Here is a 26,607-nt window from a genome sequence, read left to right as displayed (position 1 = left end):
GGGATACGGTATCAGGACACAGCTTGGGCGCCAACCGTAGTCCCGGCCCGGTTCGTCGGTCGGGCGGCTGTCCTGCCCAGGCGAAGGGCATTCAGGACGACGACCAGTGAGCTCAAGGACATGCCTATGGCCGCAAGCCAGGGCGGAACCATGCCGGCCGCAGCCAGGGGCAGGGCGCAGACGTTGTACACGAGCGCCCACATCAGGTTCTGGCGGATCACCCGGCGGGTCAGGCGACTGGTTTTAAGGGCTTCAACCAACTGAATAAGCTGGCCGTTGAGCAGCACAGCATCGGCGTGGAGCTGGGTCAGGTCTGCCGCGGATCCCATGGCGACGGATATGCCGGCCCCCGCCATGGAGGGCAGGTCGTTGAGCCCGTCTCCCACCATCATGACCTTGTGTCCCTCACCCGTGAGTTGTTTCAGAACTTCGAGTTTTTGCTCCGGTGATGCCTGGCCAATGGCTTCTTCAATGCCCACTGCCCGAGCGACCTGTGAGACGTGATCCGAGCGATCGCCGCTGAGCAGGAGGGTACGGATGCCCAGGCCCTCAAGGGAATGAATGGCGCTGGCAGCATCGTGCCTCGGTTGATCGTCGAGAGAGAAGCAGGCGAGCCATTCGCGTTCCGATGCGAGCCAGATCTCCATGCCCTGATAGCCCGGCGAGGCCGGCGCAGGCAGGTTAACGCAGGACTCGACAAAGTCCTTGTGACCGATGTAGAGCTGCTGGTCTCCGAGTTTTCCGGAAAGCCCGCCGCCGAGGTGATTGGTTACCTGCCCGACAGCCGACGAGGCCCGGTTGTGGAACACCCGGGCGATCGGGTGTTCCGAGTGTTGCTCCAGGCCTGCTGCCAGCTTCAGGCAGGCGCTTTCGTCCATGTGACCCACGACTTTTACGCCCACCAGGCTCAGTTCGCCCCGGGTCAGGGTACCGGTCTTGTCGAAAACCACGGTATCAATGGTATTCATGGATTCCAGGGTATGGCCTCGCGTTGGCAGGAAACCCAGTCGCCGAAGTTTGACTGTGGCTGCGGTAATGGCGGTGGGCGTGGCCAGGGATAGTGCACACGGACAGGTGACCACAAGCACCGACAGGGTAATATCGAAAGCGTTGTCAGCCCCTGCGAGCCACCAGCCAAGCCAGACCACAGGTGCCAGGATCAGCACCCGCGCCACGAACTTTCCGGCTATCCGGTCGGCCATCAGTGCCACCGGGGGTTTCTCGGCCTGAACCCGGTCCAGTACCCGCATGATGCCGGAAAGTCTGGTTTGTGAGCCCGCCCTGACGACCCGGACATCGAGCGGATTCTCGCCGTTGATGCTGCCAGCGTGCACGGTATCCCCGGGCATTCGGGTTTCAGGCAGGTATTCACCCGTCAGGGCCGCCTCATTGAGGGTGGACTGGCCGTGGACGATCTCACCATCGATGGGCAGGGTCTCGCCTGGGCGGATCCGAATCACGTCACCGGGTTTGATTGCGTGCGCCGGAACCACCTCCACCTGTTCACCCTGAACCCGGGTGGCAACCGTTGGCTGGAAGCCTGCAAGGGCGTTCCCGGTCAGACCGGCCCGGAACCGGGCCTGAACTTCGATGTAGCGGCCCAGGAGCAGGAAAAAGGTGAACATGCACACCGACTCAAAGTACACTTCCTCGCCGCCAAATGCGGTAACCCAGGCACTGGCAGCGTAAGCAAGGCCAATGGCAATGGCGACCGGGACGTCCATGGTCAGGTGTCGGGACTTCAGGTCACGCCAGGCATTACTGAAAAAGGGGCGCGCGCTGTAAAACACCACCGGCGTTGCGATCAGCAGGCTGAACCAGCGGAAGAAGCTGACGAACTCCGGTGACAGGTCGTTCACCATTTCAAAATACAGCGGAAATGCGAGCATCATGCTCTGAAACGAGCCAATACCGGCGAGTACGAGCCGGATCAGCATGGATCGGTGCTCCGATCTCAGGGCCTGTTCTGCTTCGTCTGGCTGGTAGGGGCGCGCGGTATACCCGAGCTCGTGGATGGCAATCAGCAGGTCACTGAGCCGGCTCTGGTCCTGAGCCCAGACCAGTCGGGCTCGCTGGGTGGTGTGGTTGACCGTGAAGGACAGCACCCCGGGCTGCTTTTTCATGTGGTTTTCCAGCAGCCAGATACAGGCAGCGCAAGTAATGCCACCTATCAGGAGCTGAGCCTCCTCGCCCCCTTTGACCGGAGACACGAAAGCCTGCTGGACCAGGGGGTGGTCCAGTTCGCGGATGCGATCAAGTTCCGAGCCAGACAATTGGCGGGGGGTAACGGCGGATTCGGTGCGAATGTCGTAGAACCCGCTTAGTCCCTCGCCACGGATGGTTTCACAGACGGCCTGGCAGCCACGGCAACAGAAATGCTGGGTCCGTCCGTCCAGCTCCAGGGTAATCTGCGGCTCACCATCCGCTGGCTCACCGCAATGAAAGCACTTCAGGGCAGTCACCCTTTAGCAGCGCCTTCTGAGCTGACGGTGATTCCGTTTTCCGCCGGCAGCCAGGCTTCGCCTTTCAATCGCCACCGGTTCTCTGGTCCCCGCAGGTCGTAATACCAGCGACCATCAATGTCTTCAAGCATTTGGCCACGGTATTCGCCGGTGTCTGTTTTCTGGAACTGAATGGTCCGGTCGCGATCTGCCAGGGTCGGATGGAACAGGTTCAGAATCAGGTAAGGGAAGTCAGTTGGGCCCTGGTCTGTGCTGAGAGTCAGGGCGATAGTGCGGTCGTTGAAGCGCATTTCAGCGACCATGCCAAGGTCTTTGGCCTTTTTATCGCGCGCTATTTCCATGTTGATACCGCGGCCTTCCTTGGAGTAATCATCGGTGACCATCGTGTCTTCCAGATTGGTGGCAATGATGATCATGAAAATACACCAGATGATGGCAGCCAGCGGAAAAATGGTCAGAAACCAGAACCAGGGCTGGCGATACCAGGGTGCTATTGGAGCTTGTTCGGTCATATCACTCGTTCTCGTTTAAACGGGGTGGTCGGCGCGCGTTCCGGGGATCAGCGCGTTGGACCAACAAATCGGCTTTCAGTTTCCAGCTTCAATGAAGTGTCTGTTTGAGACTGTGCCTGAAAGAAAATCTCGTTGTTGGACTGTGTGATGGATTCAGGCGGCACATCAACCACTGTCGGCAGCGAACGGTTTTCACCGCTCTCAACGGTCACCGATGTCTCGGTCAGAATCTGGATATCCTCCAGGCCTCGCACTGAAACCGCGAACGTTTGGGGCACTTCCGTCATGTTGGCAATTTTCAGGGTGTAGGAGTTCTCAATCCTGCCCTGGCCGTTGAAGCTGTACAGCGCGCCGCGATCCCGGAGCGCATCCATCTGCGCCGGCACCCGCGTTGCAATGGTTACGACGATGGCCGCGATCATCATGGCCAGCACTGCGCCATAGCCGAAGGTCCTTGGGCGCAGCAGCTTGGAGCTCTTGCCCTCGAGTTCGTTCTCCGTGGTGTAGCGAATCAGGCCCCTGGGGTATTCCATCTTGTCCATGATTTCATCGCAGGCATCAATGCAAAGCGCACACCCGATGCACTCGTATTGCAGACCGTCCCGGATATCGATGCCGGTCGGGCACACCTGAACGCACTGGCCGCAGTCGATGCAATCGCCAAGGCCCGCCTCGGCCGGATCCACACCCTTCTTGCGGCCGCCACGAGGTTCCCCCCGGTTGGGGTCATAAGACACAACGCGGGTATTGGGGTCGAACATGACCGACTGGAAGCGGGCATACGGGCACATGTACAGGCACACCTGCTCGCGCATCCAGCCGGCATTGAGGTAGGTGGCAACGGTAAAGAAGGCTACCCAGAAGTAGGCCCAGCCGTTCGCCTGAAAGGTAAAGAGGTCGGCGATGAGCTCCCGGATAGGGTAGAAATAGCCAACGAAGGTCAGCCCGGTGGCCAGGGCGATCAGCAGCCATGCCGCGTGTTTGGCCGACTTTTTCGCGATCTTCTCTGCGGAACTGGGGGCCTTGTCGAGTTTCATCCGTTTGTTGCGGCTACCTTCAATACGTTCCTCCACCCACATGAAGATAAACGTCCACACCGTCTGGGGGCACGTATAGCCGCACCACACCCGTCCAAAGAGGGTGGTGATGAAGAACAGGCCGAAGGCACAGATGATGAGCATCCCGGACAGCAGGATGAAATCCTTCGGATAGAAGGTCAGGCCGTAGAGATGGAACTCCCGGGCCGGGAGGTCGAAATGAATCAGCGGCTGGCCGTCCAGCGTGATCCAGACGAACAGGAAATACATGCCCATCAACAGCATCAGGCTGACATTCCGGATGCGCTGGAAGAAGCCTTTGACTTCCTTTACATAGATTTTCTTGCGGCTGGCGTAGAGTTCGACACTTCCGGATTTTTTGTTGTTATCGGAGGGGTCAGAGGACGGGTCAACCTGTTTGACCGGAATCTCACTGCTCATCGAAACCTCCCGATTAAAGGGTAAAGCGCTAAGCGGGCCCGGAGGGTCTGCTGATCTGTTCCAGACTGTGTCCGGAGGGGCAGGGCACAGTCTGGAAAAGACCAGGCCGGGGCGCGAGCCCCGGCCGGCTGACTCAGTTCGACAGGCTGTAAACGTAGGCTGCGAGAATCTGAATCTGGTCCTCAGACAGGCGACCACTCTGGGCAGGCATCTGGTTCTGACGACCGTTGACGACCGTTTCCTTGATCCACTCGTAGGTGGAACCGTACAGCCAGGTGTTGTCAGTCAGGTTGGGCGCGCCCACCGACTGCATACCCTTGCCGTCCGCGCCATGACATGCGGCGCAGCCCTGGGCAAACACGGCTTTGCCGGCTTCGGCCGCTTCAGCATCTTTTTCACGACCACTGAAACTCAGTACGTAGTTGACCACCTGATCAACCTGCTCATTGGTCATGTTTGGCATGACACCCTTGGCTGGCATGTTACCCATGCGACCGTTGTGCAGGGTTTCCAGGATGGCGTCCGGGGTGCCACCGTAGAGCCAGTCGTCGTCGGTCAGGTTCGGGAAACCAACCTGGCCCCGAGCCGCAGAGCCGTGACAGACGGCGCAATTGTTGGCAAACAGACGCTGACCGATCTTCAGGGCGTCTTCGTTGTTCGCCAGTTCGGCGACCGGCGTGCTGCCATACTGCGCGTAGATCTCGCCGTACTTCTCTTCCGCTTCGGCAACTTCAGCCTCCCACTGGTTGGCCGAGGTCCAGCCCAGCACTCCCTGGAAGCTGCCCAGGCCGGGGTAGAGGACCAGGTAGCCGAGCGAGAAAATGCACGTGGCGATAAACAGGTAGAACCACCACTTCGGAAGCGGATTGTCGTATTCCTCAATGCCGTCGAAGGAATGGCCGGTGGTGCGATCGGTCTCAGTATCGGATGTCTGGTTCTTACGGGTCGCCCACAGAAGCCACATACAGCCGAAAATAGTACCGAGCACGATCACACTGATCCAGAGGCTCCAAAAGGTACTCATTGTTTCTTCTCCGTTTTTTCCTGTTCGAGAGTACGCTTTTCCACTTCGTCATCATCGAAGGGCAGATGCGCTGCCTCGTCGTTGGCCTTTTTGCGGTGGGCGCTGTACGCCCACCAGACGATTCCGAAAAAAACCGCCATGACCAGAAGGGTTTGAATGCCGCGTAACTCGTTCAAATCCATGGGATCACCGTTTCTCTGAAATCACGGTACCGAGTTGTTGCAGGTACGCGACCAGAGCTTCGATTTCGAATTTGCCCTCGACCTGCGCAGATGCTTCGGCAATCTGTTCGTCGCTGTAAGGCACGCCAAGTGACTGCAGAGTCTCCAGCTTCGCTGCCGTCGCGGTGTGGTCTACCCGGTTTTCAAACAGCCAGGGGAAAGCGGGCATGTTGGATTCCGGAACCACGCTGCGCGGGTCGTAAAGATGCTGACGCTGCCAGGCATCCGAGTAACGACCGCCGACGCGGGCCAGATCGGGACCGGTACGCTTGGAGCCCCACAGGAACGGCCGATCGTAGACGAACTCGCCGGCTACGGAGTAGTGGCCGTAGCGCTCGGTTTCTGCCCGGAACGGACGGATCTGCTGGGTGTGGCACACGTGACAGCCTTCGCGGATGTAGATATCCCGGCCTTCCAGTTCGAGAGCGGTGTAGGGCTCAAGACCCTCCACCGGCTCGTTCGTCTCTTTCAGGAAGAACAGGGGCACGATTTCAACCAGAAAGCCGCCGCTGATAGTCAGGATGATCAGAACGATCATCAGACCAATATTTTTTTCAACAATATCGTGGTTCATCTGACCTCTCTCCGTTTACGCCGTTTGGGCCGCTGCGCTTTCTTCCGCAACCGCATCTTTCTGGCGAATGGTCATGTACACGTTGTAAGCCATGATGAGCATGCCGCTCAGGAAAATGACGCCACCAAGGAAGCGGACGAAATATCCCGGGTAAGAGGCTTCCAGAGACTCAACGAAGCTGTAGGTCAGGGTGCCGTCGGCGTTAACCGCGCGCCACATGAGGCCCTGCATGATGCCGTTGACCCACATGGCAACGATGTAAAGTACGGTGCCAACGGTAGCCAGCCAGAAGTGGACATTGATGAGGCTGGTGCTGTACATCGCCTGCAGTCCCCACAGTTTGGGGATCAGGTGGTAGATGGCGCCGATGCTGATCATGGCTACCCAGCCCAGTGCACCGGAGTGTACGTGGCCGATGGTCCAGTCGGTGTTGTGAGACAGTGCGTTGACCGTCTTGATGGCCATCATCGGACCTTCGAACGTGGACATGCCGTAGAAGGACAGGGATACCACCAGGAAGCGCAGGATCGGATCGGTCCGCAGTTTGTGCCAGGCGCCGGACAGGGTCATCATCCCGTTGATCATGCCGCCCCAGGACGGAGCCAGGAGAATCAGGGACATTATCATGCCTGCGGTCTGTGCCCAGTCTGGCAGGGCGGAGTAGTGCAGGTGGTGGCCGCCAGCCCATACGTAGGTCGCAATCAGTGCCCAGAAGTGAACGATAGACAGACGGTAGGAGTAAACCGGGCGATCAGCCTGCTTTGGCACGAAATAGTACATCATGCCGAGGAAGCCCGCGGTCAGGAAGAAACCTACCGCATTGTGGCCCCACCACCACTGCATCATGGCGTCGGTCACACCGGCATACGCAGAGTAGGATTTGAACGCGCTGGCCGGAAGGGCCAGGTTGTTACCAATGTGCAGGAACGCCACGGTGATGATGAAGGCACCGTAGAACCAGTTGGCAACATAGATGTGCGGAGTGCTGCGCTTCATGATGGTGCCGAAGAACACCAGGGCGAACGCTACCCAGACCACGGCGATGGCGATATCAATTGGCCATTCGAGCTCAGCGTATTCTTTTGACGAGGTAAGGCCCATGGGCAAGGTAATGGCGGCGGCCACGATAATCGCTTGCCAGCCCCAGAAAGTAAACGCAGCGAGGCCGTCCGAAATCAGGCGAGCCTGACACGTCCGTTGAACTACGTAATAACAGGTGGCGAACAGGGCGCTTCCACCGAAGCCGAAGATGACGGCGTTGGTATGCAGCGGCCGTAAACGACCGAAGTGCGTCCAGGGCATATCCAGATTCATCGCTGGCCACACAAGCTGGGACGCGATCAACACGCCCATACCCATGCCAACAATGCCCCAGACCAACGTCATGATGGCAAATTGTCTTACCACCTTATAGTTGTAAGTCAGGTTTGCATTTACTGTGCTCATAGCCTTACCAATGGGTTTAGAGTGAGAAATTATGCGGGCGCAAGTATGGAGAAAGCATTAGTGCTTTGCAATGACTCAGGTCAACTCCAGAACCCTGTCAAATGCGCCGAAATCAGCAACATGGCATCCTTGCACCGGTCACTATAAGAGACGTTTTGGGTGTGGTCATATGCGATGCCTGACCTCTAATGATAGTCCCTAAAAAAACTCAGGTGAATGAAGTGGAATTGATTAAGACTAAAAGCTATGAGAAGCGGCCTGAAGTCGTAATGATTCTTGCGCACGGAGCCGGCGCCCCAGCAGATTCGCCCTTCATGAACATTCTGGCGGATGAACTTGAAGCGAATGGTATCCCAAACGTTCGTTTCGAATTTCCCTACATGCAAAAGCGACGTCAGGACGGCAGGAAGCGGCCCCCCGACCGTCAGCCCCGGTTGCTCGAGTGTTTTGCCGAGGTGGTTGATCAGGTTCGTCAGGATGTGGGCGATGAATGCGCGCTGATCGTGGGCGGGAAATCCATGGGTGGGCGAATGGCCAGCCTGTTTGCCAGCGAATGCGCGGGCATCGACGGCGTGGTTGGTTTCGGTTACCCCTTCCACGCCCCGGGCAAGCCTGATAATTGGCGAACCGGACATTTTGCCTCTCTGCGCTGCCCGATGCTCATCGTGCAGGGAACCCGGGATCCGTTCGGCAAGCCCGATGAGATGGTGGGGCGCGAATCAGAGCTCGAAGGGGTGAGTCTGCACTGGTTGGAGGGGGGCAATCACGATTTTCAGCCGCTGGCACGCCAGAACACCAGTCAGGAGGCGCTCATTGCCGAGGCGGCCCGGCAAACCCGGGTGTTCGTCGAGACGTGTCCGAAGCCTCAGGCTTTGTCAACGAACGAGTGATCGGACACAACGACCCGGTTTCGCCCTCTGCTCTTGGCCCGGTACAGGGCTTCGTCAGCGCGGTCGAACAGGCTCGTTCGGTCTTCGCCGTGAGCCAGGGAGGCAACACCGGCGCTCAGGGTAATTTTGGCGGCGTGCCCGTCCGGACTGGTCAGCGACGTGGTTGCTATATCGTGGAGTATGGCTTCGCAAACTTTGCGCGCGCCGGGAATATCGGTGCCAGGAAGCAGCAAGGCGAATTCCTCTCCACCAAAGCGGACTGCGACATCGCGGGGACGCTTGACGTGCCGGGTCAGGATGTCAGCGATCAATTGCAGGAAGGTGTCACCAAAGGCGTGCCCCCAGGTATCATTGACCGTCTTGAAGTGGTCGGCGTCGACCAGCGCGAGGGTCAGGGGTTGCCTGGTGCGCCGGGCCTCGGCACAGAGTTCAGGCAGGATGTTGTCCATGTGCCGCCGGTTGTGAAGCCCGGTCAGTGAATCGTTCAGGCTCAGCGTCGCCAATTGCCGGTTGGCCTTCTCCAGCTCCCTCATGGTATTGCGCAGCTGGGCCGTGCGCTCGTGAACCTTGAATTCAAGTTCGGTTCGGGCGTTGTGTTCCACTTCCAGAAGTTTTTCGTTGAGTAGTCGCCAGCGCTGGACCATGGCGTAGTTAAGCAGGACCACCTGGCCTCCCACTGCAACCTGCATCAGCGCCTCGCGGGCGAGGAAATCCGCCAGGTAACCAAAGGCTGCCAGAGCATAGATCAATCCGCCCAGCAGCATGACCAGCCACGCCAGCACATACCACATCGCTGGCTGGTAGCCGTGGCGCCATCGGACCACCGCAATGACAAACAGGCTGCCAATGACGGAGAGTGCGAGGACTGTGTTGAGCAGAATGGTCTTGCTGTAGGGCAGCAACAGAGTGAGGGCAAGGAAACCGATACAGAACCAAGCCAGTGCCGTCATGGCGGTTCCGGCCATTGTCTTCCGTTCTACCTCCAGGAAGGAACGGCCGAACAGTGTCATCGACAGTGCGCAGAGTGCCAGGCTGAGTGGAATGGACGTATTGGCAAATCCGGTGCTGTCGGGCCAGAAATACTGGTTGGCAAACCCTCCCATCGCAAACATGAAGAGCCCCATGGCTGCCATGTAAAAGGCGTTGTAGAAGTAATAAGCGGTACCCGAGCTGAAGAACAACAGCAGGTTGAACACCGCGAAAACAAGAAGGGCGCCGTAGAATAGTCCGTGAGTCAGGGTAAGGTGATTGCTTTTTGCGATGACTTCTTCCGGGGTTTCGAAGGTCAGGGGAACATTCAGGGCGCCGCTGCTCCGAACCCGCAGGGTGATCGAGCGGGTTTCGCCCTCGGCCAGCGTGACTGGGAGGAGGAAATACCGGTAGTCTATGCCCCGTGCATCGAATGGTCGCTGATCTCCCGTGACCAGATGGGTATTTGGGCCGTCGCCTGTCTGCCAGAACGTCACCTCGTCAAGCAGCGGATAGTTGAGCTTCAGGTACCAGAGTGCCTGGCGGCTCCCGGTGTTTTCGACATTGAGGCGAACCCAATAGACGGATTTGGTGTGGCTGAACACCAGGTCGTGCCCGCTTGCGAGCCTCCAGTTGAGGTTTTCCGGGAGGTCGTCGGGGGAGTGCGCATCGTGCGCCGGGTCACCGGGTGCTGCGCTGTAAAAGCAGACGAAGTGCATCAGGGACTGCCGGGATTCAGGATCTGTGGCCTCAAGAATCGGGCATCCGGCCTCGGGCACCGGGCCATAGGGCAGGGCTATGGCCGGTAGAAGGCTGAGGCTCAGGATGGCGAACAGGCGCAGAACAGGCGACATCTGGGGATTCCCGAAAGCAGTAGAGCGAAGAGTGTAGTCAAAGCACACAATATTTGATGTTAAACAGTTTCAAATTTACAGGGTTGCGTTGACGCCCCTTATAACAGGTATCGAATGGAACAGGTTCTTGCATTTTGTCGACCGGGCTTTGAAGCCGAAGCCGGTCGGGAATTGACCGATCAGGCCGCCGAACGTGGTTTTTTCGGCTTTTTTGAGCCCGAGAAGGGGGCTGGCCTGGTCTGGTATTCACTGGGCGGGCCGGAGACGGCAGAGGAGCTCCTGTCTCGGCTGGATCTGGCAGATCTGGTGTTTGTCCGGGACTGGTTCGTGGTGCTTGGTCGTATGCCGCTCCCCGAGCATGATCGGGTGGGTGCCGTCATCGAGGGACTGCGAAATCTGGAGCGTAGCTACCCGGGTTGTGCCCGGCTCGAGGTCAGACTGCCCGAAAACAATGCCGACGGCGATCTTGGTAATTTTTCCCGTAAATGGGTTTCTCCACTGTCTCGTGGATTGCGGGGAGCAGGCCTGCTCAAGGCCGATCAGAACGCCTCTGCGCCGGCCCGGCTCGAGGTTCTGTTACTGGCCTTCTCCGAGGCGGTGATTGGCTTCAGTCTTCAGGAAAACAGGGCCCGTTATGTGGGGGGGATTCCCCGGCTTCGCCTGCCCGCATCGGCGCCAAGCCGGTCTGCGCTCAAGCTGGAGGAAGCCTGGAAGATTTTTCTGCCGCCGGAACAGGAACTGGATTATCTGGGCGGCGGTAAAAAGGCCGCTGACCTGGGCGCGGCGCCTGGTGGATGGACCTGGCAACTGGTGCGCCAGGGCATGCTGGTTACGGCGGTTGATAACGGTCCAATGAATCCCGATTTAATGGCTACCGGTCAGGTGGAGCACGTTGAGGCCGATGGCTACAGTTGGCGGCCCAAGCGGCGAATCGACTGGATGGTCTGTGACATTGTGGACCAGCCTCGTAAAACTGCCCGACTGGCGGTCGATTGGATTGCCGGCGGATTTTGCCGTTACACGGTCTTTAATCTCAAACTGCCGATGAAGAAACGCTACGATGAATGGCTGATTTGCCGTGATATCATTGAAAAAGGTCTGGCAGAAGCGGGCGTTGGCTTCAACCTGAAAGCCCGCCACCTCTACCATGATCGGGAAGAAATTACTTGTTTTATCGAGCGAACCGGCTAGAAAACGCTCTGTTCGAGGACGGTGATGGTTTCGTCCTGGTCCATCATGGGAACCAGTTCCGACATGAGTTCCCTGCGCTCCGGGGACCGATACCACCGGTCCCAGTCGGCTTCGGAGCGCCAGTTGGCGAGCGTGATACGGTGGTTGGGGTCATGGCTGTCGGCCAGGGTTTCGCCGGAAATGAAGCCCGGCGCACTGACGGCTTGTTGCAGGACTTTTCGGGCGCGTTGCTCGTAGGCATCTTCCAGGGTTTCAGCGATATGGCGTTCAATCAGCACCCGGATCATGGTTTACCTCCATTATTTAGCTGTTATAAACAATAAATTAGCAGGTTTTTCAGAAATATCAGGTTATTGATCAGGAGAAGGTTTTGGCAGCTTCAGAGTACGATGCAGAGCTGGATGCCCGAGGGCTTTTCTGCCCGGAGCCGGTCATGATGTTGCATAATCGCATCAATGATGTAGCGCCCGGACGTGTGCTCCGGGTGCGCGCCACGGATCCCTCGACCACCCGGGACATTCCACGGTTCTGTCAGTTCCTCGGCCACGAGCTGGTCTGTGATGAAGAGCAGGGCGACGAATTCGTGTTCCTGATTCGACGAGGCGAAGCCTGACCGTATCAGGCTCCGGACCTGAGTCCGTTCAGGTGGCGAATGAAATCATCGCGATCCATTTCTCCCAGTACCCGCTGCGCCGGCATCTCCTCGCCGTCTCGGCTGTAGAACAGGATTGCTGGCGGGCCAAACAGGCCGAGCTCATCGAGCAGGGCCTGTTGCGCCGGCGTGTTGTCAGTCACGTCAATTTGCAACAACGTATAGGGAGAGAGCGCCTGGACAACCTGCGGGTCCCTGAATACATTGCGCTCCATCACCTTGCATGAGATGCACCAGTCGGCATAGAAATCCAGAACGACGGGGCGGTTCTGCGCCGCCGCTTCGTCCAGCCTGGCGCGAATCTGTCTGGGTGCGGCGACCCGCTCGAAGCCTGCATGATCGGGCGGTGTCAGGGCCGGGTTCGGGCTCGACGCCACGGTAAAGGGTGTAAGTGGCCGAAGGGGGTCACTGGCACCGCCAACAGCCCCGGCAAGTAATGCCAGACCGTAGGCGAAAAGCACCAGGCCCAGGCCCTTGCGGGTTCGTGCCCAACCCGCCTTTGCCGCATCGAACGCACCAAGCTGAACCCCGGTGATCGCGATGAGGAGACCCCAGAGGGTCAGCGCCAGCCAGGCCGGGACCAGTCGCTCCACCAGCCAGATTGCCACGGCCAGCAACATCACGCCGTAGAAGTGCTTCACTGTAGTCATCCAGTGCCCACTGCTTGGCAGAAGCCTGCGTCCGCCCACCGCCACCAATATCAGTGGAAGTCCCATTCCAAGACCAAGCGCAAAAAGGGCAATACCGCCGACCAGGGCATCCTGGGTGGTTGAGATATAAAGCAGGCTGCCAGCCAGTGGCGCGGAGACGCAGGGTGACACAATCAATGCCGACAAAGCCCCAATCCCGAATATGCTCAGCACCCGGCTGCCGGTCATTCGGTGGCTGGCATCATTCAATGGTTCCCGGATAAATCGCGGCAGCTGGATCTCAAACAAATCGAACATGGACAGGGCGAATACCACAAAGAGTGTGGCAAACACGCCCAGCACCCACGGCGACTGCAATTGTGCCTGAAGGTTGAAGCTGGCACCCAATAACCCTGTCAGCACACCAGCGGAGGCATAGGTCAGCGCCATGCCGAGGACATAGCTGACAGACAGCATCAGTGCGTGGCCGGAGGTGCGGGTGTTGTGGCTGGAAACCAGTGTCGAGATGATCGGCACCATGGGAAGTACACAGGGGGTGAATGTCAGCCCGAGCCCTAGGAGGAAGAACACCCCGACAATCACCAGTGAGGACTGGCGGGAGAGAAAGCCCGCAAGGCCAGTGGCTGATGACGTGTCCATGGAGGTTTCAGGCGAGCCATTGCCCAGGCGGGCAGTTTCGGTCCCGGTCCCTTCGGAGCCCGCCGGGGCCTGGCTTGTGGAGCTGCCGGGGAAGTAAAGCACATCGCGGGTCTGGGGGGGATAGCACAGTCCTGCCTCGGCGCATCCCTGGTAGGTGACCTGCAGTTGGGCTTCCTGCACCCCTTCGGGCAGGGAAACCGGAACCCGCACGTCGACCGGATCATAAAAAACGGTGACTTCGCCGAAGAACTCATCCTGCACAACCTCACCGCTCCGGGCGAACTTCGGCTCACCGATCTGGACGCCCTCGGTTACCGAAACGACACTGACCCGTTCCCGGTACAGGTAGTGTCCCGGGGTAATGTTCCAGGACAGGATCACGAAACCGCTGTCAGAGCTGTAATTGAAGGGGAGTGCCTCATCAACCGGCAGGAAGCCGTTGTTCTCACCCCCAAAGAGGGATTTCCCGCCGGTGCCCAGGGCGGAAGCGGTTCCGGTCACCAGCATGAGGCAGATCAGCGTCAGCAGGTGGGTAAATGCACGGGCGCGTCGACAGTTCTGAAAGACCGCAGCGGATACTGTCATGGATTGGTCTGGTTCCTGTTTGCTATTGGTTTTACTTGAGTCCTGTACGGCCGCGGACGATTCCGTTCTTTCAGCGGCGTTCGAAGCCAGTGGACATAGTCGGGGCGTCAAAGTTCCCTCTGGTATTGATCGCTGTAAAGTCGCACAATAGCGAGCCAATGAATCACAGTCCAAATGATCTTATCATGCTGTTTAATGACCTGTTCCGGGAAAAATACCGGACCATTCTGGTCAAAGGCAGTGATGAACCCGAGTACCTTCCTGCCAACGAGCCGGATGGGGTTGCGCAAGTTGTCTTTGCGCACGGCTATTACGCCAGTGCCTTGCATGAAATCAGCCACTGGTGTATCGCCGGTGAGCGTCGGCGCGCACTCCACGATTACGGTTACTGGTACTGTCCGGATGGTCGGTCGCCAGAACAGCAGCGGGCGTTCGAACAGGTAGAGGTTAAACCCCAGGCGCTGGAGTGGCTATTCTCCATGGCGGCCGGGTTCCGTTTTCACATCAGTTTGGACAACCTCTCCGGAGATGGCGCGGCAGATGAGTCGGGCTTCAGGAGTAAGGTCCGTGAACAGGCCGGGCTTTACCTGTCTACTGGTTTGCCGCGACGAGCCGGACAATTTTTTGATGCACTGACAACCTTTTATGGGACCACTGATACGGTGCTCGAATCCTGGCAACAGGATGCCCGACGCATTGCTCCGGTGAGTTCCGCACTGAACACCCTGAGGAAAATTGAGACTGTATGACATCTGACCCAAAGCACACTGGCGACCTTCGATTCCAGGATCTGAATCTGGACAAACGTCTGCAGGATGCCATTACGGCGATTGGATTTGAATACTGCACGCCGATTCAGGCGGAAACCCTGCCCTGGACATTGGCGTGTGAGGACCTGATTGGCCAGGCACAGACGGGCACCGGTAAAACCGCAGCGTTCCTGATTACCGCCATTCAGTCCCTGCTGGAAACCCCGATCCCGGAAAAGGACCGGTTTGCCTCTGAACCCAGGGTTCTGGCCCTCGCACCCACGCGGGAGCTTGCGATGCAGATTGCCAAGGATGCCGAGCAGCTTTGCCAGCACACGGGTCACAACGTCGTGACCGTCGTCGGTGGCATGAACTACGACAAACAGCGGGACCAGTTGCAGAACGAAATCGTGGATATTCTGGTGGCAACGCCGGGACGGCTCATTGATTTTCTGGGTTCCCAGGACGTCTTCCTCGATCAGCTGGATATTCTGATTCTGGATGAGGCGGATCGCATGCTGGACATGGGGTTCATTCCCGATGTGAAACGGATCATCCGCAAATGTACAGCCAAGGAAGATCGTCAGACCCTCCTGTTCAGTGCCACATTCAACCAGGATGTGCTTAACCTGGCGTCCATGTGGACCAAGAATGCCGAGTTCGTGGAAATCGAGCCGGAGCAAAAGACAGCGGAGCGGGTCGAACAGACGGTATATCTGGTCGGTGATGATGAGAAACTGCCGGTTCTGGTGAACTACCTCAAACGTCCGGAAGTGGAGAAGGCCCTCGTCTTCGCCAATCGCCGCGATCAGTGTCGGGATCTTGAGGAGGACTTGCGTAACCAGGGGGTCAAGGTTTCCCTGATGTCCGGAGAGATTGCCCAGAACAAACGTCTGAAGACGCTGGAACAGTTCAAGAAAGGTTCCATCCAGGTGCTGGTCGCCACTGACGTCGCGGGCCGTGGTATTCACGTCAACGGCGTAACCCACGTTTTCAACTACAATCTTCCCGATAATGCAGAAGATTACGTGCATCGCATCGGCCGTACCGGTCGGGCGGGCAAGCATGGGGTGTCGGTCAGCTTTGCGGGTGAGGATGATTCCTTCGCGCTGCCGGCCATCGAGGCGTACATCAGCCAGAAACTGAAAACGGCGGTGCCGGATGAGGCGTTGATGGTGGCAATGGAAAATCCACCGATCACCCGCAAGCGCGGTCGCCGCCCCCAGGGTGGTCGCGGTGGCTCCGGCGGCCGTAATCAGCGCCAGCGCAGGAACTGAAAGGGCCGTACAGCATCATGTTGATCGTAGCAGACGAAAACATCCCGCTACTGGACTCTTTCTTCGGAGATTTCGGGGAAATACGTCAGGTATCGGGTCGGACGATGACCGCCAGTGACGTCAGGGACGCCGATGTGGTTCTGGTTCGGTCCGTCACCCGGGTCGGTCCGGAACTTTTGGAGGGCAGCCGGGTACGGTTCGTGGGGACGGCCACAATTGGCACGGACCACGTCGATCGGGATTGGCTCGAACAGAAGGGAATCCGTTTCTCCGCAGCGCCGGGCTGTAACGCCAACAGCGTAGCCGAGTATGTGCTTGGAGTGCTTTCCCTCCACGCAGAGCGGCGCGCCCTGGAAGACTGGACGCGGTTGAGCGTGGGCATCGTCGGCGTTGGGAATGTGGGCGGCGAGCTTGCCCATAAGCTTGAACGCCTCGGTTTTGAGGTCCGGTTGTGCGATCCGCCGAGAGCCGAACGCGAGGAAGACGGCGATCAGGAGTTCGTCTCCCTGGATGAGGCCCTGCAATGCGATGTGATCACGCTGCATACGCCGCTTACCCGGGACCAGGCGCACGCCACCTACCATTTGGTGGGTGAACGTCAGCTGGCTTCATTGACCGAGGATCAGCTGCTGATCAACGCTGGCCGTGGTGAAGTGATCGACACCGGCGCATTGCGTGCGCGGCTGGCACAGGCGAATGCACCGGTTGTGGCCCTGGATGTCTGGGAGCGAGAGCCCCGCATTGATCCGGAGCTGGTTGATCAGGTCTGGTTGGCCACCCCCCACATTGCCGGCTACAGCCTTGAGGGTAAGGTTCAGGGCACGGAAATGATCTATCAGGCGCTCAGTGGCTATTTGGGGTTGCCTGTGCGCAAGAAAACGGGGCAGTTCCTGCCGGAACCCGCGCTGAGCAAAGTATCGTTCACCAGCGCCGCCGACGAGGACGATGCCATCAGAATTTCACTGCGAGCCTGTTATGACCCCAGGCAGGATGATGCCCGCCTGCGCGTTGCCATGCGGGGCTCGGCTGAGGAGAGAGCGGCGGCTTTTGACCGGTTGCGGCGAGACTATCCGGTGCGCCGGGAATGTTCCAGCCTGAAGGTCCAGTTGAAGGGGACTAGTAAATCCCTGCAGGACAGCTTCCGGGCGATCGGGTTCAAGCTGAAAATCTGACCATCCGTCCGAACTGAAAAACCGGGGCTTGTGCCCCGGTTTTTTTGTTTAGAAAGAGGCCTGTTCCAGGGCCCGAATCCGGTCTTCGAGCGGCGGGTGTGTCATAAACAGAGCGCTGAGGCCGCCGCGAGCCCCTCGATTGATGCCAAACGCCTGAAGTGTATCGGGCATCTGGTCAGGGATCTCACTTTCCTGTTTAAGGCGTGCCAGCGCGCCGATCATGGCGGACCGGCCTGCCAACTGGGCGCCGGCGATATCAGCCCGGAATTCCCGACGACGGGAGAACCAGAACACAATGGTGCTCGCAAGAATGCCCAGCACCAGTTCCGCGGCAATACTGACTACAAAGAAGCCGATTCCGTGACCACTTTCGTTCTTGAAAATAACGCGGTCAACAAAGGAGCCTATGACCCGGGAGGCAAAAATAACGAAGGTGTTGACGACGCCCTGGATCAAGGCAAGTGTGATCATGTCCCCATTGGCCACGTGGCCAATCTCATGGCCCAAAACCGCCCGGATCTCGTCCTTGTTGAAGCGATGCAGAAGGCCCTCGCTAACTGCAACCAGGGCATCGTTCTTATTCCAGCCTGTGGCAAAAGCGTTGGACTGGGAAGCTGGGAAGATGGCAACCTCGGGCATTCCTATGCCGGCGTTTTTGGCGAGAACCGCTACCGTGTCCACTAGCCAGCGTTCAGCCGGAGTGCGCGGGGATTCGATGACCTTTGCCCGGGTGCTCCACTTCGCCATTGGCTTGGATATCAGCAGTGAAATGATGGCTCCGGCGAACCCAAAGACCGCGGCAAACGCCAGCAGCGGACCATACTGAATGCCGTATTGGGAGAGGTAGCTGTCGACGCCCAGAAGTCTCAGCGTAAAGCTTGCTACCAGGATGACCGCAAGGTTGGTGGCCAGAAACAACAGAATCCGCATGTTAATTCCCTGAATGATGAGTCAAACACGTAAAAGCTGTGCCTAAGACCGAATTATGTGGCCGGGGTTCGACGGTTCAATGTCTTTGCATGGATTTAATGTTTGTCATCGGCAAAGAACGTCGCCTGCACAACCTGGCTGATACGTCCGGAATGACCGGTTTTTAGGGCCTTGCGAATCAGGTGAATGTGGGTCGAAAGATCTTCCCGCACCGACGGAGGAAGATGGTCACCGGCGTGCGCCTGGTCCTGGTTAAGGCGCCGGTTGAGCTCAACCGGCGCCGGAGCGCTCAGGCGAACGAACGCCGCATGGCTCAGAACTGCCTGGTCCAGCGCTTCCTGACGAATGGTATCGACATAGCGAAGCAGGCCTTCCTCTTCCAGCCAGAGGAGGGCGCCAAAGCAGGCCATATGACGCTTGCTGTGAAGCCCGAATTCATCGGGCTCGTCCGGGCCGGCGATATCCTCCACGAACAGATTGACGCGGCGAGGGAAGGCGCCATAGAGCTGGACAAGGGCGATCGCAACGTCCTTGTAGAATTCCTCTACATGAATGTCAGCCATGGATGCTCCGTTACTGCTGATAGTTACCAAGGAAGCGGCCGAGCCGCGACATGGCGTCTTCAAGGGCGTCTTCCCTGGGCAGGAAAACCACGCGCAAGTGCTGTTTGTCGTCAATGTTGAAGGCTGAGCCCTGCACCAGAAGAATTCTTTCCTGGAGCAGCAGGTCGAGCACCAGCTTTTCATCATTGACGATGGGAAAATGCTTCGGGTCCAGCTTCGGAAACAGGTAGAGAGCCCCCTGTGGTTTGACGCAGCTGACGCCGGGAATATCGTTCAGCATTCGCCAGGCGGTTTCCCTTTGCTCATACAAACGTCCGTCCGGAACGACCAGGTCATTGATGGACTGGTAGCCGCCCAGGGCAGTCTGGATAGCCAACTGCGCGGGCACGTTAGCGCACAGGCGCATATTTGAGAGCATCTCAATGCCTTCAATAAGATCCATTGCCCGGTGTTTGGCTCCGCTGATGATCATCCAGCCGGAGCGGTAGCCCGCGGCCCGGTAATTCTTGGAAAGCCCGTTGTAGGTGAAGAAGAGCACATCGTCAGCAAGCGCGGCGGTCGAGACGTGCTCTGTGCCGTCGTAGAGAATTTTGTCGTAGATTTCATCCGAGAGCACGATCAGGTTGTGCTTGCGAGCCAGTTCGATGACCTGTTCCAGGAGTTCTCTGGAGTAGACGGCGCCGGTCGGGTTGTTGGGGTTGATCAGAACGATCGCCCGGGTACGACGGGTGATTTTCTTCCGGATGTCGTCGATGTCGGGGAACCAGTTCTGCTGTTCATCACAACGGTAATGCACGGGTTTGCCACTCGAAAGGGTGACAGCCGCGGTCCAGAGCGGGTAATCCGGCGCGGGGATCAGTACCTCGTCACCGGTGTTCAACATGGCCTGCATCGACATGACGATCAGTTCACTGACGCCGTTGCCGAGAAAAATGTCGTCGATATCGACCTTGTCGATGCCCCGTTGCTGACAGTAATGCATGACCGCCTTGCGGGCCGAAAAGAGTCCCTTGGACTCGACGTACCCCTGGGCCAGATGCATGTTGTAGATGACGTCCTGCTGGATCTCCTCGGGTACGTCCAGTTCAAAGGCGGCCGGATTCCCGATGTTGAGTTTAAGTACCCGGTGACCTTCCTCTTCCAGTCGACGCGCTTCCCGCAGAACTACGCCACGTATTTCATAGCACACGTTATCCAGCTTGGCGGATTTGTAGTAGTTCTGCATAAGGCCGAGGCTTCCTTGGTCTGAATTCGGAAAATAAAACTGATGTGAGACAGCCCTTTATTCTAGCGGAGCGAGGGGCGGCGGCAACAGGGGAATTATGATGAATTGTGGCGTGGTGAGACAGATTTAGCGCCCAAAGCTGAAGCCTTTTTTAAGATGAGGTTTATGCCGACCCTGAAAGCCTTGGTTTTCCATTAAACATTGTGCACAATTCAATTTCGAAAAATATAAGCAAGTCCAAGGAGAGTAGTGTGTCCGAATCCAGCGTTTATGACTTTACTGTCAACGATATCAAGGGCAATGAGAAAAGCCTGGCCGACTATCGGGGCAAAGTTCTGCTGATCGTAAATACGGCCAGCAAGTGCGGCTTCACCCCGCAATTCGATGGCCTTCAGACCCTGTACAAGGATCTGGGCGAGCGCGGCCTGGAGGTACTGGGATTCCCCTGCAATCAGTTCATGAACCAGGATCCGGGCAATGACGACGCCATCAGTGAGTTCTGCAGTCTCAATTACGGGGTGGATTTCCCCATGTTTTCAAAGATTGAGGTGAACGGCTCGGGCGCCCATCCGCTTTATCAGTTCCTGAAGCGTGAAGCCAAGGGTCTGATGGGGTCGGAAAAGGTCAAATGGAACTTCACCAAGTTCCTGGTGGGAAGGGACGGGCAGGTGGTCCGGCGCTATCCGCCGACCGCTAAGCCTCAGGATATTCGAAAAGATATCGAGAAACTGCTGTAGCCATGGCAACACCTGAAGAGGCCTTGTCTCTGGATAATCAGGTCTGTTTTGCCCTCTATGCGGCCAATCGGGCGGTCACGGCCCGCTACCGGCCGCTGCTGGCAGACCTGGAGCTGACCTACCCGCAATACCTCACCATGCTGGTGCTGTGGGAGCAGGAACAGGCGGGGGGTGTCACCCGGGTGTCTGATCTGGGCCGTCGGTTGCGACTGGATTCCGGTACCCTGACGCCCTTGCTTAAACGGCTGGCCGACCGGGGGCTGCTGGAACGTCGCCGAAGTGCTCTGGATGAGCGGGTGGTCACACTGACTCTGACCGAAGCCGGTTGGGCGTTGCGGGAGAAAGCGGGCTCGATACCGGAACGCCTGCTTTGCGGCATTGGTGTTGAACCAGAGCGTTTGAAGGCGTTGCGCCGTGAGCTAAAAGCAGTGCTCACGGCTCTTGAGGGGGAGGCGGTGCCCAGCGACTGATCGCGGCCCGCAATTCGTCCCGGTTGTAGGGTTTGGTGACGTAGTCGTTCATTCCCGCCGCGATACAGTCCTCTCGGTCGCCCTGCATGACATTGGCCGTCACCGCGATAATTGACAGGTCTTTCCATTCCGGGTTCTTCCGGATGCGCCGGGTCGCCTCATAGCCGTCCATGACCGGCATCTGGCAATCCATCAACACCAGGTCGTAATTCCGCGCGTACAGGGAATCGAGGGCCTGTTGCCCGTTCTCGGCATGATCCACATGGTGCCCGAGCTTCTTGAGCAAACTGCTGGCCACCATCTGGTTGACCTGATTGTCCTCGACCAGAAGAATTTTCAGTGGCGGCGTGTCGGCTTCCTTTCCGGCTGGCTGAGCCGGTTTGAGCGTAACCTCGTTACGGAGGATCCCGGCGGCGCGGCACAGGCAGCGGTATAATTCATCGCGGCGTACCGGCAGGGACAGAATCTGATGCTCTGGTTTGTCTCGTACTGCAGAACCGGATCTGTCGGCCAGAATGACTCCTTCACCCTGCCAGTTCGGGGCAACGCTGCCGGAATCTTCGGCCAGAGCGATCAGGATTCCCTGTTGGGAATGACCGATTTCCCGGGTCGGAATCTGCCAGGCACTGAGCTGGCGCTCGATTGGCCGGCGATGCGGGTTTTCGGCGGGTATGGCCAGCGTGATGCCAATGTCCTGGAGTTTGGCGGCAACCTGCGGCAGCCCGTTGGGGCTGCTGTCTTCATGCATTGGCAACGGCAGGGTCACCGTGAAATGGGTTCCTCGGCCCTCCCTCGAATCCACCAGAATCTGTCCGTGCATTCGCTCGACCAGCTGTCGGCAGAGGGTCAGTCCCAAACCTGTGCCGCCATACAGCCGGGTGGTGTCCGCATCGGCCTGGGAAAACGGTGAGAATATCCGATGCAATCCCTCCGTAGACATACCAATGCCGGTGTCGATGACATCCAGTCTCAGGCTTCCGGACGAGTAAGCTGCCTTCACATAAACCGAGCCCTCGTCGGTGAACTTGATGGCGTTGCTGAGCAGGTTGTTCAGTATCTGGCGAGCCCGGGTCGGATCGCCGAGGAAGCTTTCCGGGAGGGCGGGGTCAACCTCGCTCACCAGATCAATGCGTTTGCGCCGCGCTTGTTGTGCATGCAGGGTGGCTGATTCCTCGATCAGATTGCGCATGCTAAAAGGAATGTTCTCCAGGCTGAGCTTGCCGGCTTCGACCTTCGAAATATCGAGAATATCGTTAAGCAGGCCAAGCAGGCTTTCCCCCGCATTAAAGGCTATTTCCAGACGATTACGCTGGGTCGAATCCAGCTCACCCTCGAGAGCCAGGCCGAGCATGCCCAGAACCCCGTTGAGTGGCGTGCGGATCTCATGGCTCATGCTGGCGAGAAAGTTGGCGCGGGCCCTGGCCCGGCGGACCGCGTCTTCCTTCGCCTTGATCAGCGCACGGTTTCCTCGCTGGAGGGCGTCGTTTTTCTCCGAAATTTCGCGGGTCCGGTCTTCAACTTCGCGCTCGAGTTGGAACGAATAGTTCTTCATCGCGCTTTCGGCGATCCGGAGCTGGGCAAGACTGGAATCAATCGTCTCAAGGTGCTGATTGATGATGCCGACCATGGTGCCAATTTCGTCATCCTGATGATTGGTCGGCACCGGGAGTCGGACCTTTTCGGGCGAGCTCGCCTTGACCTGCGAAAGGGCACTGATCACGTTGAGCATTGGCCGGGTCAGCACCAGATAGAAGATCCCGAGCAGGGCTGCGGTCAGGGTCAGGCTTTTCAGAAGACCGCTAATCAACGTATACGTGGCACGCTCAAGAAACTGGAGTCCGTAGTGATAGGTGTCGATGGTGACGATCAATTGGCCCAGCGGCAGCTCCTCAAGCTGTGGTACGCGCAATTCCTGACTGAAAACCCGGCTGGAATCGAACAGCAGGTCACTTGCCCAGCGGTAAGGGGACACCGGGCTGCTCTGGCTCGCGGCAGCCATGGTTTGGCCATCGTTGTCGATGATCCTGGCATCGATGGTGGCCGGGTGGCGAAGCAGCCCGTCCAGCAGTTCTTCGGCAAGTCGGACATCGATGTTATAGGCAATCTGGGAGGCCGGGCTCACGCTGATGTCGATCAGGGCGTGAATTTCCTCCTCCATCGATTCCCGGGCATTAAAATAGTCCAGGGTGATCTGAATGAGGTTGAGAGCGAGCCCCAGCGCCATGGCGACCAGAACCGTGTCGCGGGTCAACCGAAAGGAGAGTCGCTTTCTGAAACCATTGATCACGAGAATTTACTGTCCCTGTTAACGGGGCCGTGTCAGCCGCCCGGTTTAACGCCGTCAATCGTCGTAGTCGGCCTTCTTCTTCCACTCGTCATCGTGCAGGAACGTATCCCATTCACGATCCAGTTTGGATTGCGACTCGGCGCTTGCGGTGTCCTGGCCTTCGTTACTCAATGCCTCCAGCTCCTTGATCCGGGTCCGGAAGCTCTTTACGGCCTTCATCGCCAGCGGATTATCGCGGGATTTCCCCATTTCGGTACTGGCCAGATGGTAGGCATGAATGGCCTTGCGTATCTGGTTCTGGCGAACGTAGTCTCGGGCCTGAAACACGTGCAGGTCGGCATGAGTCTTGTGAACAAGAAAGAGGACGTACTTCAGGTTTTTCTTGGCGGTGCCCGCATCAATCCGACCGCTCTTGTGCATGCCCTCAATTATCTTGAATAAATTCTGAAGCAACTCTTTGACGTAAGACGACTTTTCCGGAGAGTCAATCTTGACGGGGGGCCGGGAATCCTGCTTTTCAAGAATCTGGTTCTTGATCTGCAGCGTGGACTCCTGCCACTTCTTGACCGGAAGGTTCGCTTTCAGTGCGGCCAGTTCAGAGCATGCCTCTTCCATTCGTTTGATGAGAAGCAGCTTGAGGTCGGCAGTCAGGTACTGGCCGGGGATCTCGGAGAGCAGTCGTTGGGCCCGGTTGTAGGCGTCTTCCTGCGCCGTAACTTTGCGGGCGCGCTCTATCCGGGCTTTTTCGCGCATCTGGCTCAGAACAATAACCACGATTGAGATCGTTACAATGGCAGCCAGTACAATTACGATTGTTGTTGTATCCATTTTGTCAGTAATGACTCCGGCTTCGGGATCAATTGTTGGCAGGTGCGAATGCCGACCTCAAGGTGCCGATATTATTCACTAAGCCTGGCAAAGACTAGCAGAAATACCGGGTTGAAACCGTTGCAAAATGTGAAAGTCTCCGGCGTCTATTGATTTCGTGAATTTTTAATCTGATGTATATTGCTTTGATGAATGAGGGCAGGGAGGTCTCCTTTTCTGTCCACACATCTGCTTTGCCTTCCGGAGTTGTTCATGGATATTTCCCGCGTTGATCTGAATTTGCTCGTTTACCTTGATGTCCTGTTGCGGGAGCGAAATGTCACCAAGGCGGCCAACCACCTGGGGATTACCCAGCCGGCCATGAGCAACGGCCTCAGGCGGCTGCGGGACTTGTTTTGCGATCCGTTGCTGGTCCGGACCAGTGAGGGTATGACGGCCACCGAGCGGGGCCGGGAACTGCAGCCGCTAGTGCGCAGCATCCTGTCCAATATCGAGCAGGCAGTTCAGGAGAAAACCCCGTTTTCCGCGCTCGAAAGTCAGCGAGTGTTCCGGATCATGGCCAGTGACTACGCTGAATCCTGTCTTATGCCTCGGGTTCTGCGGAGGATTCGCCAGGAAGCGCCGCACGTTACACTGGATGTGCTCACACCCAGTGACGTGAGTTTTCTGGATGTTGAGCAGGGCCGGCTGGACATGGCCATCAACCGGTTCGATAAAATCCCCCAGTCCTTTCATCAGAAAACGCTCTGGACCGAGTATTTCTCCTGCCTGATGAATGCTCGCAATCCCATTCTGAAGGAGCCGTTTACCCTAGACACCTACCTCGATGCCAGTCATATCTGGGTCAGCAAAACCGGCTTTGGGGTTGGAGTGGGTGTGAATCCGAAGGATGTCCAGCGCCTCGGCTGGGTGGACGAAGCTTTGTCACGAATGGGGCGAAAACGACAAATATCGGTTTTTACCCGGCACTACCAGGTGGCAATGCTGCTGGCTGAACAGCACGACCTGATCGCAACCCTGCCGTCCCGGGCGGCATGGTTGCAGAAGGACAATCCGAACCTGGTGGTCAAGGTGCCGCCGTTTGAAATTCCTCCCTTCGAGCTGAAAATGGCCTGGAGCCCTCTGCTGCAGCACAACAGCGATCATCAGTGGCTGCGCAAACTGATTGCGGAAGTGGCTGAGGAAGTGGATACCGAGTTCGCGCCATTCGGGGCCCAGTTCGAATCAGCCGATGCGCCCCAGCTGCAGCATTCAGAGCGGTAATTCCCTCAGTTCCAGAGAACTTCGGCCGGCATCCCACATGCGCCGGAAGCTTTCCGCAAGCAGTTTTACCCGGCCGCCGTCGGAGAACTTGGCAAACCCTTCGGGTGTGTAAAAGTCGTGGCGATACAGGACGCCGGAGCGATCTGCCAGAAGGAACGGTTGATCCTCAACCGGATAATCGTCATTAACCAGTCGCAGTTCGATCCTGCTCGGCAATCGACGCATCAGCTCAACCAGTTGGTGACGGCGTTTGACCAGCGGTTTGTCATCGTGAATGAGCAGGCGGATTTCGCTGAGTCTGTGCCGTCTGGCGAGGGCAGAAATCAGTTCCCGTAAACGATGGCGGTCGTAGAGATCGTGATCCAGGATACGGTCATAGAGCCAGAGCCGTTGCCCTGCCTGACCCACGACTGAATCCATCAGGCTGACCAGGTCGTGTTCGCTTGAGAAAAGCCAGGTTCCTGCATCCCGGCCAAGAAGCATCGGCGCGGTGCGTTGTTCTATCACACTAGCCACCAGTGCCGGCGACAGGCAACGCATGTCCACGTGGGGAATTCCGGCATCGTCATAGGCGGCAGAGCAGACGTGGAAGCCAGAGCGCTGGTAGAAAGGAATGGCGTGTTCCTGGGCCGAGAGCCGGAGTTCGTCATAGTTGCCGGCGGCTTCGGAAATCAGGTGGTGCAGGAGTGCCTCGCCAATGCCTCGTCCCCGGAAGCCGGGCAAAATCGCCATCCGACCGATATGTCCGGTTTCGCCAAGTGTTGAGAACAGTCTTGCCACGCCGACGGGCGTGTTGTCCGGCAACACGGCCAGAAAATGATCGGCAATCTCGTCGGTGTCATCCCACTCCAGTTCGGGCGGAACTTTCTGTTCGTCAATGAAGACCCGTTGACGGATGTCACGGATATGACCCGGAGCCAGTTGCCAGCTGTACTTCCTGAATTTCACTCTCATGGCGA

The 26,607-nt window shown here is 57.8% G+C and carries 25 protein-coding genes; 9 read left to right on the top strand and 16 right to left on the bottom strand.

Translation table 11 applies throughout. The features are described 5' to 3' along the window. Positions 1 to 11 precede the first annotated feature (11 nt). The 7 genes from K0B93_RS04280 to ccoN form a co-directional block, all read right to left on the bottom strand. Positions 12 to 2,462: a heavy metal translocating P-type ATPase gene (locus K0B93_RS04280; RefSeq protein WP_219866035.1), complete on the bottom strand. Its 2,451-nt coding sequence runs from the start codon at positions 2,460 to 2,462 to the stop codon at positions 12 to 14. Then, positions 2,459 to 2,974: a FixH family protein gene (locus tag K0B93_RS04275; protein ID WP_219866034.1), complete on the bottom strand. Its 516-nt coding sequence runs from the start codon at positions 2,972 to 2,974 to the stop codon at positions 2,459 to 2,461. The genes K0B93_RS04280 and K0B93_RS04275 overlap by 4 nt, the downstream gene beginning before the upstream one ends. Positions 2,975 to 3,021: 47 nt before the next feature. Beyond that, positions 3,022 to 4,452 carry a cytochrome c oxidase accessory protein CcoG gene (ccoG, locus tag K0B93_RS04270; protein ID WP_219866033.1) on the bottom strand — a complete coding sequence of 477 codons (1,431 nt, stop codon included), beginning with the start codon at positions 4,450 to 4,452 and terminating at the stop codon, positions 3,022 to 3,024. A 133-nt stretch (positions 4,453 to 4,585) separates the two neighbouring features. Beyond that, the gene (gene ccoP, locus K0B93_RS04265) at positions 4,586 to 5,476 is read right to left on the bottom strand and encodes a cytochrome-c oxidase, cbb3-type subunit III (protein WP_219866032.1); all 891 of its coding nucleotides are present in this window, start codon (positions 5,474 to 5,476) and stop codon (positions 4,586 to 4,588) included. Then, positions 5,473 to 5,658 carry a cbb3-type cytochrome oxidase subunit 3 gene (locus K0B93_RS04260; protein ID WP_218634708.1) on the bottom strand — a complete coding sequence of 62 codons (186 nt, stop codon included), beginning with the start codon at positions 5,656 to 5,658 and terminating at the stop codon, positions 5,473 to 5,475. Before K0B93_RS04260 ends, ccoP begins: the two co-directional genes overlap by 4 nt. 4 nt (positions 5,659 to 5,662) lie before the next feature. Then, the gene (ccoO, locus tag K0B93_RS04255; RefSeq protein ID WP_219866031.1) at positions 5,663 to 6,271 is read right to left on the bottom strand and encodes a cytochrome-c oxidase, cbb3-type subunit II; all 609 of its coding nucleotides are present in this window, start codon (positions 6,269 to 6,271) and stop codon (positions 5,663 to 5,665) included. Positions 6,272 to 6,286: 15 nt separating this feature from the next. Continuing rightward, on the bottom strand, positions 6,287 to 7,717 hold the full coding sequence (ccoN, locus tag K0B93_RS04250) for a cytochrome-c oxidase, cbb3-type subunit I (RefSeq protein WP_219866030.1): 1,431 nt from the start codon (positions 7,715 to 7,717) through the stop codon (positions 6,287 to 6,289). A gap of 188 nt (positions 7,718 to 7,905) precedes the next feature. Here ccoN and K0B93_RS04245 point away from each other — a divergent pair, with 188 nt between their 5' ends. Further along, a complete protein-coding gene (locus K0B93_RS04245) occupies positions 7,906 to 8,607 on the top strand; it encodes an alpha/beta family hydrolase (protein ID WP_219866029.1) in 702 nt (233 codons plus the stop codon). On the opposite strand, the gene K0B93_RS04240 is transcribed toward K0B93_RS04245, so the two are convergent. Continuing rightward, positions 8,583 to 10,430 (bottom strand): sensor domain-containing diguanylate cyclase, encoded by a 1,848-nt coding sequence (locus K0B93_RS04240; RefSeq protein ID WP_219866028.1) that lies wholly within the window; start codon positions 10,428 to 10,430, stop codon positions 8,583 to 8,585. The two genes, K0B93_RS04245 and K0B93_RS04240, sit on opposite strands and share 25 nt — an antisense overlap. Positions 10,431 to 10,544: 114 nt before the next feature. Here K0B93_RS04240 and rlmM point away from each other — a divergent pair, with 114 nt between their 5' ends. Beyond that, positions 10,545 to 11,621: a 23S rRNA (cytidine(2498)-2'-O)-methyltransferase RlmM gene (rlmM, locus tag K0B93_RS04235; protein ID WP_219866027.1), complete on the top strand. Its 1,077-nt coding sequence runs from the start codon at positions 10,545 to 10,547 to the stop codon at positions 11,619 to 11,621. Here rlmM and K0B93_RS04230 read toward each other — a convergent pair. Continuing rightward, entirely contained in the window at positions 11,618 to 11,908 is a 291-nt protein-coding gene (locus K0B93_RS04230; protein WP_218634703.1) for an antibiotic biosynthesis monooxygenase family protein, read from the bottom strand. The genes rlmM and K0B93_RS04230 overlap by 4 nt on opposite strands. 83 nt (positions 11,909 to 11,991) lie before the next feature. On the opposite strand from K0B93_RS04230, the gene tusA reads away from it, so the two are divergent. Further along, positions 11,992 to 12,234 (top strand): sulfurtransferase TusA, encoded by a 243-nt coding sequence (tusA, locus tag K0B93_RS04225; RefSeq protein WP_219866026.1) that lies wholly within the window; start codon positions 11,992 to 11,994, stop codon positions 12,232 to 12,234. Between the two features lie 5 nt (positions 12,235 to 12,239). Here tusA and dsbD read toward each other — a convergent pair whose 3' ends face one another. Continuing rightward, entirely contained in the window at positions 12,240 to 14,147 is a 1,908-nt protein-coding gene (dsbD, locus tag K0B93_RS04220) for a protein-disulfide reductase DsbD (RefSeq protein ID WP_219866025.1), read from the bottom strand. A 158-nt stretch (positions 14,148 to 14,305) separates the two neighbouring features. On the opposite strand from dsbD, the gene K0B93_RS04215 reads away from it, so the two are divergent. Genes K0B93_RS04215 through pdxB form a run of 3 tightly spaced genes read left to right on the top strand, consistent with a single transcriptional unit; the run spans position 14,306 to position 17,345 of the window. Continuing rightward, positions 14,306 to 14,896 carry an elongation factor P hydroxylase gene (locus tag K0B93_RS04215; protein WP_219866024.1) on the top strand — a complete coding sequence of 197 codons (591 nt, stop codon included), beginning with the start codon at positions 14,306 to 14,308 and terminating at the stop codon, positions 14,894 to 14,896. Then, complete coding sequence (locus K0B93_RS04210) at positions 14,893 to 16,173, top strand: DEAD/DEAH box helicase (protein ID WP_219866023.1); 1,281 nt, start codon at positions 14,893 to 14,895, stop codon at positions 16,171 to 16,173. Before K0B93_RS04215 ends, K0B93_RS04210 begins: the two co-directional genes overlap by 4 nt. A gap of 17 nt (positions 16,174 to 16,190) precedes the next feature. Then, on the top strand, positions 16,191 to 17,345 hold the full coding sequence (gene pdxB / locus K0B93_RS04205) for a 4-phosphoerythronate dehydrogenase PdxB (RefSeq protein ID WP_219866022.1): 1,155 nt from the start codon (positions 16,191 to 16,193) through the stop codon (positions 17,343 to 17,345). Between the two features lie 48 nt (positions 17,346 to 17,393). Here pdxB and htpX read toward each other — a convergent pair whose 3' ends face one another. The 3 genes from htpX to K0B93_RS04190 all read right to left on the bottom strand — a co-directional run bounded on the left by htpX (position 17,394) and on the right by K0B93_RS04190 (position 20,063). Continuing rightward, on the bottom strand, positions 17,394 to 18,275 hold the full coding sequence (gene htpX / locus K0B93_RS04200) for a protease HtpX (RefSeq protein WP_219866021.1): 882 nt from the start codon (positions 18,273 to 18,275) through the stop codon (positions 17,394 to 17,396). A 95-nt stretch (positions 18,276 to 18,370) separates the two neighbouring features. Next, entirely contained in the window at positions 18,371 to 18,838 is a 468-nt protein-coding gene (locus K0B93_RS04195; protein ID WP_219866020.1) for a hypothetical protein, read from the bottom strand. A gap of 10 nt (positions 18,839 to 18,848) precedes the next feature. Beyond that, the gene (locus tag K0B93_RS04190; protein WP_219866019.1) at positions 18,849 to 20,063 is read right to left on the bottom strand and encodes a pyridoxal phosphate-dependent aminotransferase; all 1,215 of its coding nucleotides are present in this window, start codon (positions 20,061 to 20,063) and stop codon (positions 18,849 to 18,851) included. Between the two features lie 251 nt (positions 20,064 to 20,314). Between K0B93_RS04190 and K0B93_RS04185 the strand changes: the two genes are divergently transcribed. Next, positions 20,315 to 20,800, top strand: coding sequence for a glutathione peroxidase (locus K0B93_RS04185; RefSeq protein ID WP_219866018.1), 486 nt, complete (start codon positions 20,315 to 20,317; stop codon positions 20,798 to 20,800). A gap of 2 nt (positions 20,801 to 20,802) precedes the next feature. Continuing rightward, positions 20,803 to 21,270: a MarR family winged helix-turn-helix transcriptional regulator gene (locus K0B93_RS04180; protein WP_219866017.1), complete on the top strand. Its 468-nt coding sequence runs from the start codon at positions 20,803 to 20,805 to the stop codon at positions 21,268 to 21,270. On the opposite strand, the gene K0B93_RS04175 is transcribed toward K0B93_RS04180, so the two are convergent. Next, positions 21,233 to 23,494 (bottom strand): ATP-binding protein, encoded by a 2,262-nt coding sequence (locus tag K0B93_RS04175; RefSeq protein WP_228743391.1) that lies wholly within the window; start codon positions 23,492 to 23,494, stop codon positions 21,233 to 21,235. The two genes, K0B93_RS04180 and K0B93_RS04175, sit on opposite strands and share 38 nt — an antisense overlap. A gap of 117 nt (positions 23,495 to 23,611) precedes the next feature. Beyond that, on the bottom strand, positions 23,612 to 24,385 hold the full coding sequence (locus K0B93_RS04170) for a hypothetical protein (RefSeq protein WP_219866015.1): 774 nt from the start codon (positions 24,383 to 24,385) through the stop codon (positions 23,612 to 23,614). A gap of 252 nt (positions 24,386 to 24,637) precedes the next feature. On the opposite strand from K0B93_RS04170, the gene K0B93_RS04165 reads away from it, so the two are divergent. Continuing rightward, complete coding sequence (locus K0B93_RS04165) at positions 24,638 to 25,648, top strand: LysR family transcriptional regulator (protein ID WP_219866014.1); 1,011 nt, start codon at positions 24,638 to 24,640, stop codon at positions 25,646 to 25,648. Here the strand turns inward: K0B93_RS04165 and K0B93_RS04160 are convergent. Further along, complete coding sequence (locus K0B93_RS04160; RefSeq protein WP_219866013.1) at positions 25,637 to 26,602, bottom strand: GNAT family N-acetyltransferase; 966 nt, start codon at positions 26,600 to 26,602, stop codon at positions 25,637 to 25,639. The two genes, K0B93_RS04165 and K0B93_RS04160, sit on opposite strands and share 12 nt — an antisense overlap. Positions 26,603 to 26,607: the final 5 nt, after the last annotated feature.

The sequence above is a fragment of the Marinobacter sp. F4218 genome, assembly GCF_019443085.1.
GTDB lineage: Bacteria > Pseudomonadota > Gammaproteobacteria > Pseudomonadales > Oleiphilaceae > Marinobacter > Marinobacter albus.
Note: the sequence above shows the minus strand (reverse complement) of the source record. Positions and strands in the feature narration are given on the sequence as shown.

Excerpts from the sequence above, each read along its gene's own strand:
- K0B93_RS04275 (WP_219866034.1), bottom strand. The coding sequence starts at position 2,974 with ATGACCGAACAAGCTCCAATAGCACCCTGGTATCGCCAGCCCTGGTTC.
- ccoG (WP_219866033.1), bottom strand. The coding sequence starts at position 4,452 with ATGAGCAGTGAGATTCCGGTCAAACAGGTTGACCCGTCCTCTGACCCC.
- ccoP (WP_219866032.1), bottom strand. The coding sequence starts at position 5,476 with ATGAGTACCTTTTGGAGCCTCTGGATCAGTGTGATCGTGCTCGGTACT.
- K0B93_RS04260 (WP_218634708.1), bottom strand. The coding sequence starts at position 5,658 with ATGGATTTGAACGAGTTACGCGGCATTCAAACCCTTCTGGTCATGGCG.
- ccoO (WP_219866031.1), bottom strand. The coding sequence starts at position 6,271 with ATGAACCACGATATTGTTGAAAAAAATATTGGTCTGATGATCGTTCTG.
- ccoN (WP_219866030.1), bottom strand. The coding sequence starts at position 7,717 with ATGAGCACAGTAAATGCAAACCTGACTTACAACTATAAGGTGGTAAGA.
- K0B93_RS04245 (WP_219866029.1), top strand. The coding sequence starts at position 7,906 with ATGATAGTCCCTAAAAAAACTCAGGTGAATGAAGTGGAATTGATTAAG.
- K0B93_RS04240 (WP_219866028.1), bottom strand. The coding sequence starts at position 10,430 with ATGTCGCCTGTTCTGCGCCTGTTCGCCATCCTGAGCCTCAGCCTTCTA.
- rlmM (WP_219866027.1), top strand. The coding sequence starts at position 10,545 with ATGGAACAGGTTCTTGCATTTTGTCGACCGGGCTTTGAAGCCGAAGCC.
- K0B93_RS04230 (WP_218634703.1), bottom strand. The coding sequence starts at position 11,908 with ATGATCCGGGTGCTGATTGAACGCCATATCGCTGAAACCCTGGAAGAT.
- dsbD (WP_219866025.1), bottom strand. The coding sequence starts at position 14,147 with ATGACAGTATCCGCTGCGGTCTTTCAGAACTGTCGACGCGCCCGTGCA.
- K0B93_RS04215 (WP_219866024.1), top strand. The coding sequence starts at position 14,306 with ATGAATCACAGTCCAAATGATCTTATCATGCTGTTTAATGACCTGTTC.
- K0B93_RS04210 (WP_219866023.1), top strand. The coding sequence starts at position 14,893 with ATGACATCTGACCCAAAGCACACTGGCGACCTTCGATTCCAGGATCTG.
- pdxB (WP_219866022.1), top strand. The coding sequence starts at position 16,191 with ATGTTGATCGTAGCAGACGAAAACATCCCGCTACTGGACTCTTTCTTC.
- htpX (WP_219866021.1), bottom strand. The coding sequence starts at position 18,275 with ATGCGGATTCTGTTGTTTCTGGCCACCAACCTTGCGGTCATCCTGGTA.
- K0B93_RS04195 (WP_219866020.1), bottom strand. The coding sequence starts at position 18,838 with ATGGCTGACATTCATGTAGAGGAATTCTACAAGGACGTTGCGATCGCC.
- K0B93_RS04190 (WP_219866019.1), bottom strand. The coding sequence starts at position 20,063 with ATGCAGAACTACTACAAATCCGCCAAGCTGGATAACGTGTGCTATGAA.
- K0B93_RS04180 (WP_219866017.1), top strand. The coding sequence starts at position 20,803 with ATGGCAACACCTGAAGAGGCCTTGTCTCTGGATAATCAGGTCTGTTTT.
- K0B93_RS04175 (WP_228743391.1), bottom strand. The coding sequence starts at position 23,494 with ATGGCGCTGGGGCTCGCTCTCAACCTCATTCAGATCACCCTGGACTAT.
- K0B93_RS04170 (WP_219866015.1), bottom strand. The coding sequence starts at position 24,385 with ATGGATACAACAACAATCGTAATTGTACTGGCTGCCATTGTAACGATC.
- K0B93_RS04165 (WP_219866014.1), top strand. The coding sequence starts at position 24,638 with ATGGATATTTCCCGCGTTGATCTGAATTTGCTCGTTTACCTTGATGTC.
- K0B93_RS04160 (WP_219866013.1), bottom strand. The coding sequence starts at position 26,602 with ATGAGAGTGAAATTCAGGAAGTACAGCTGGCAACTGGCTCCGGGTCAT.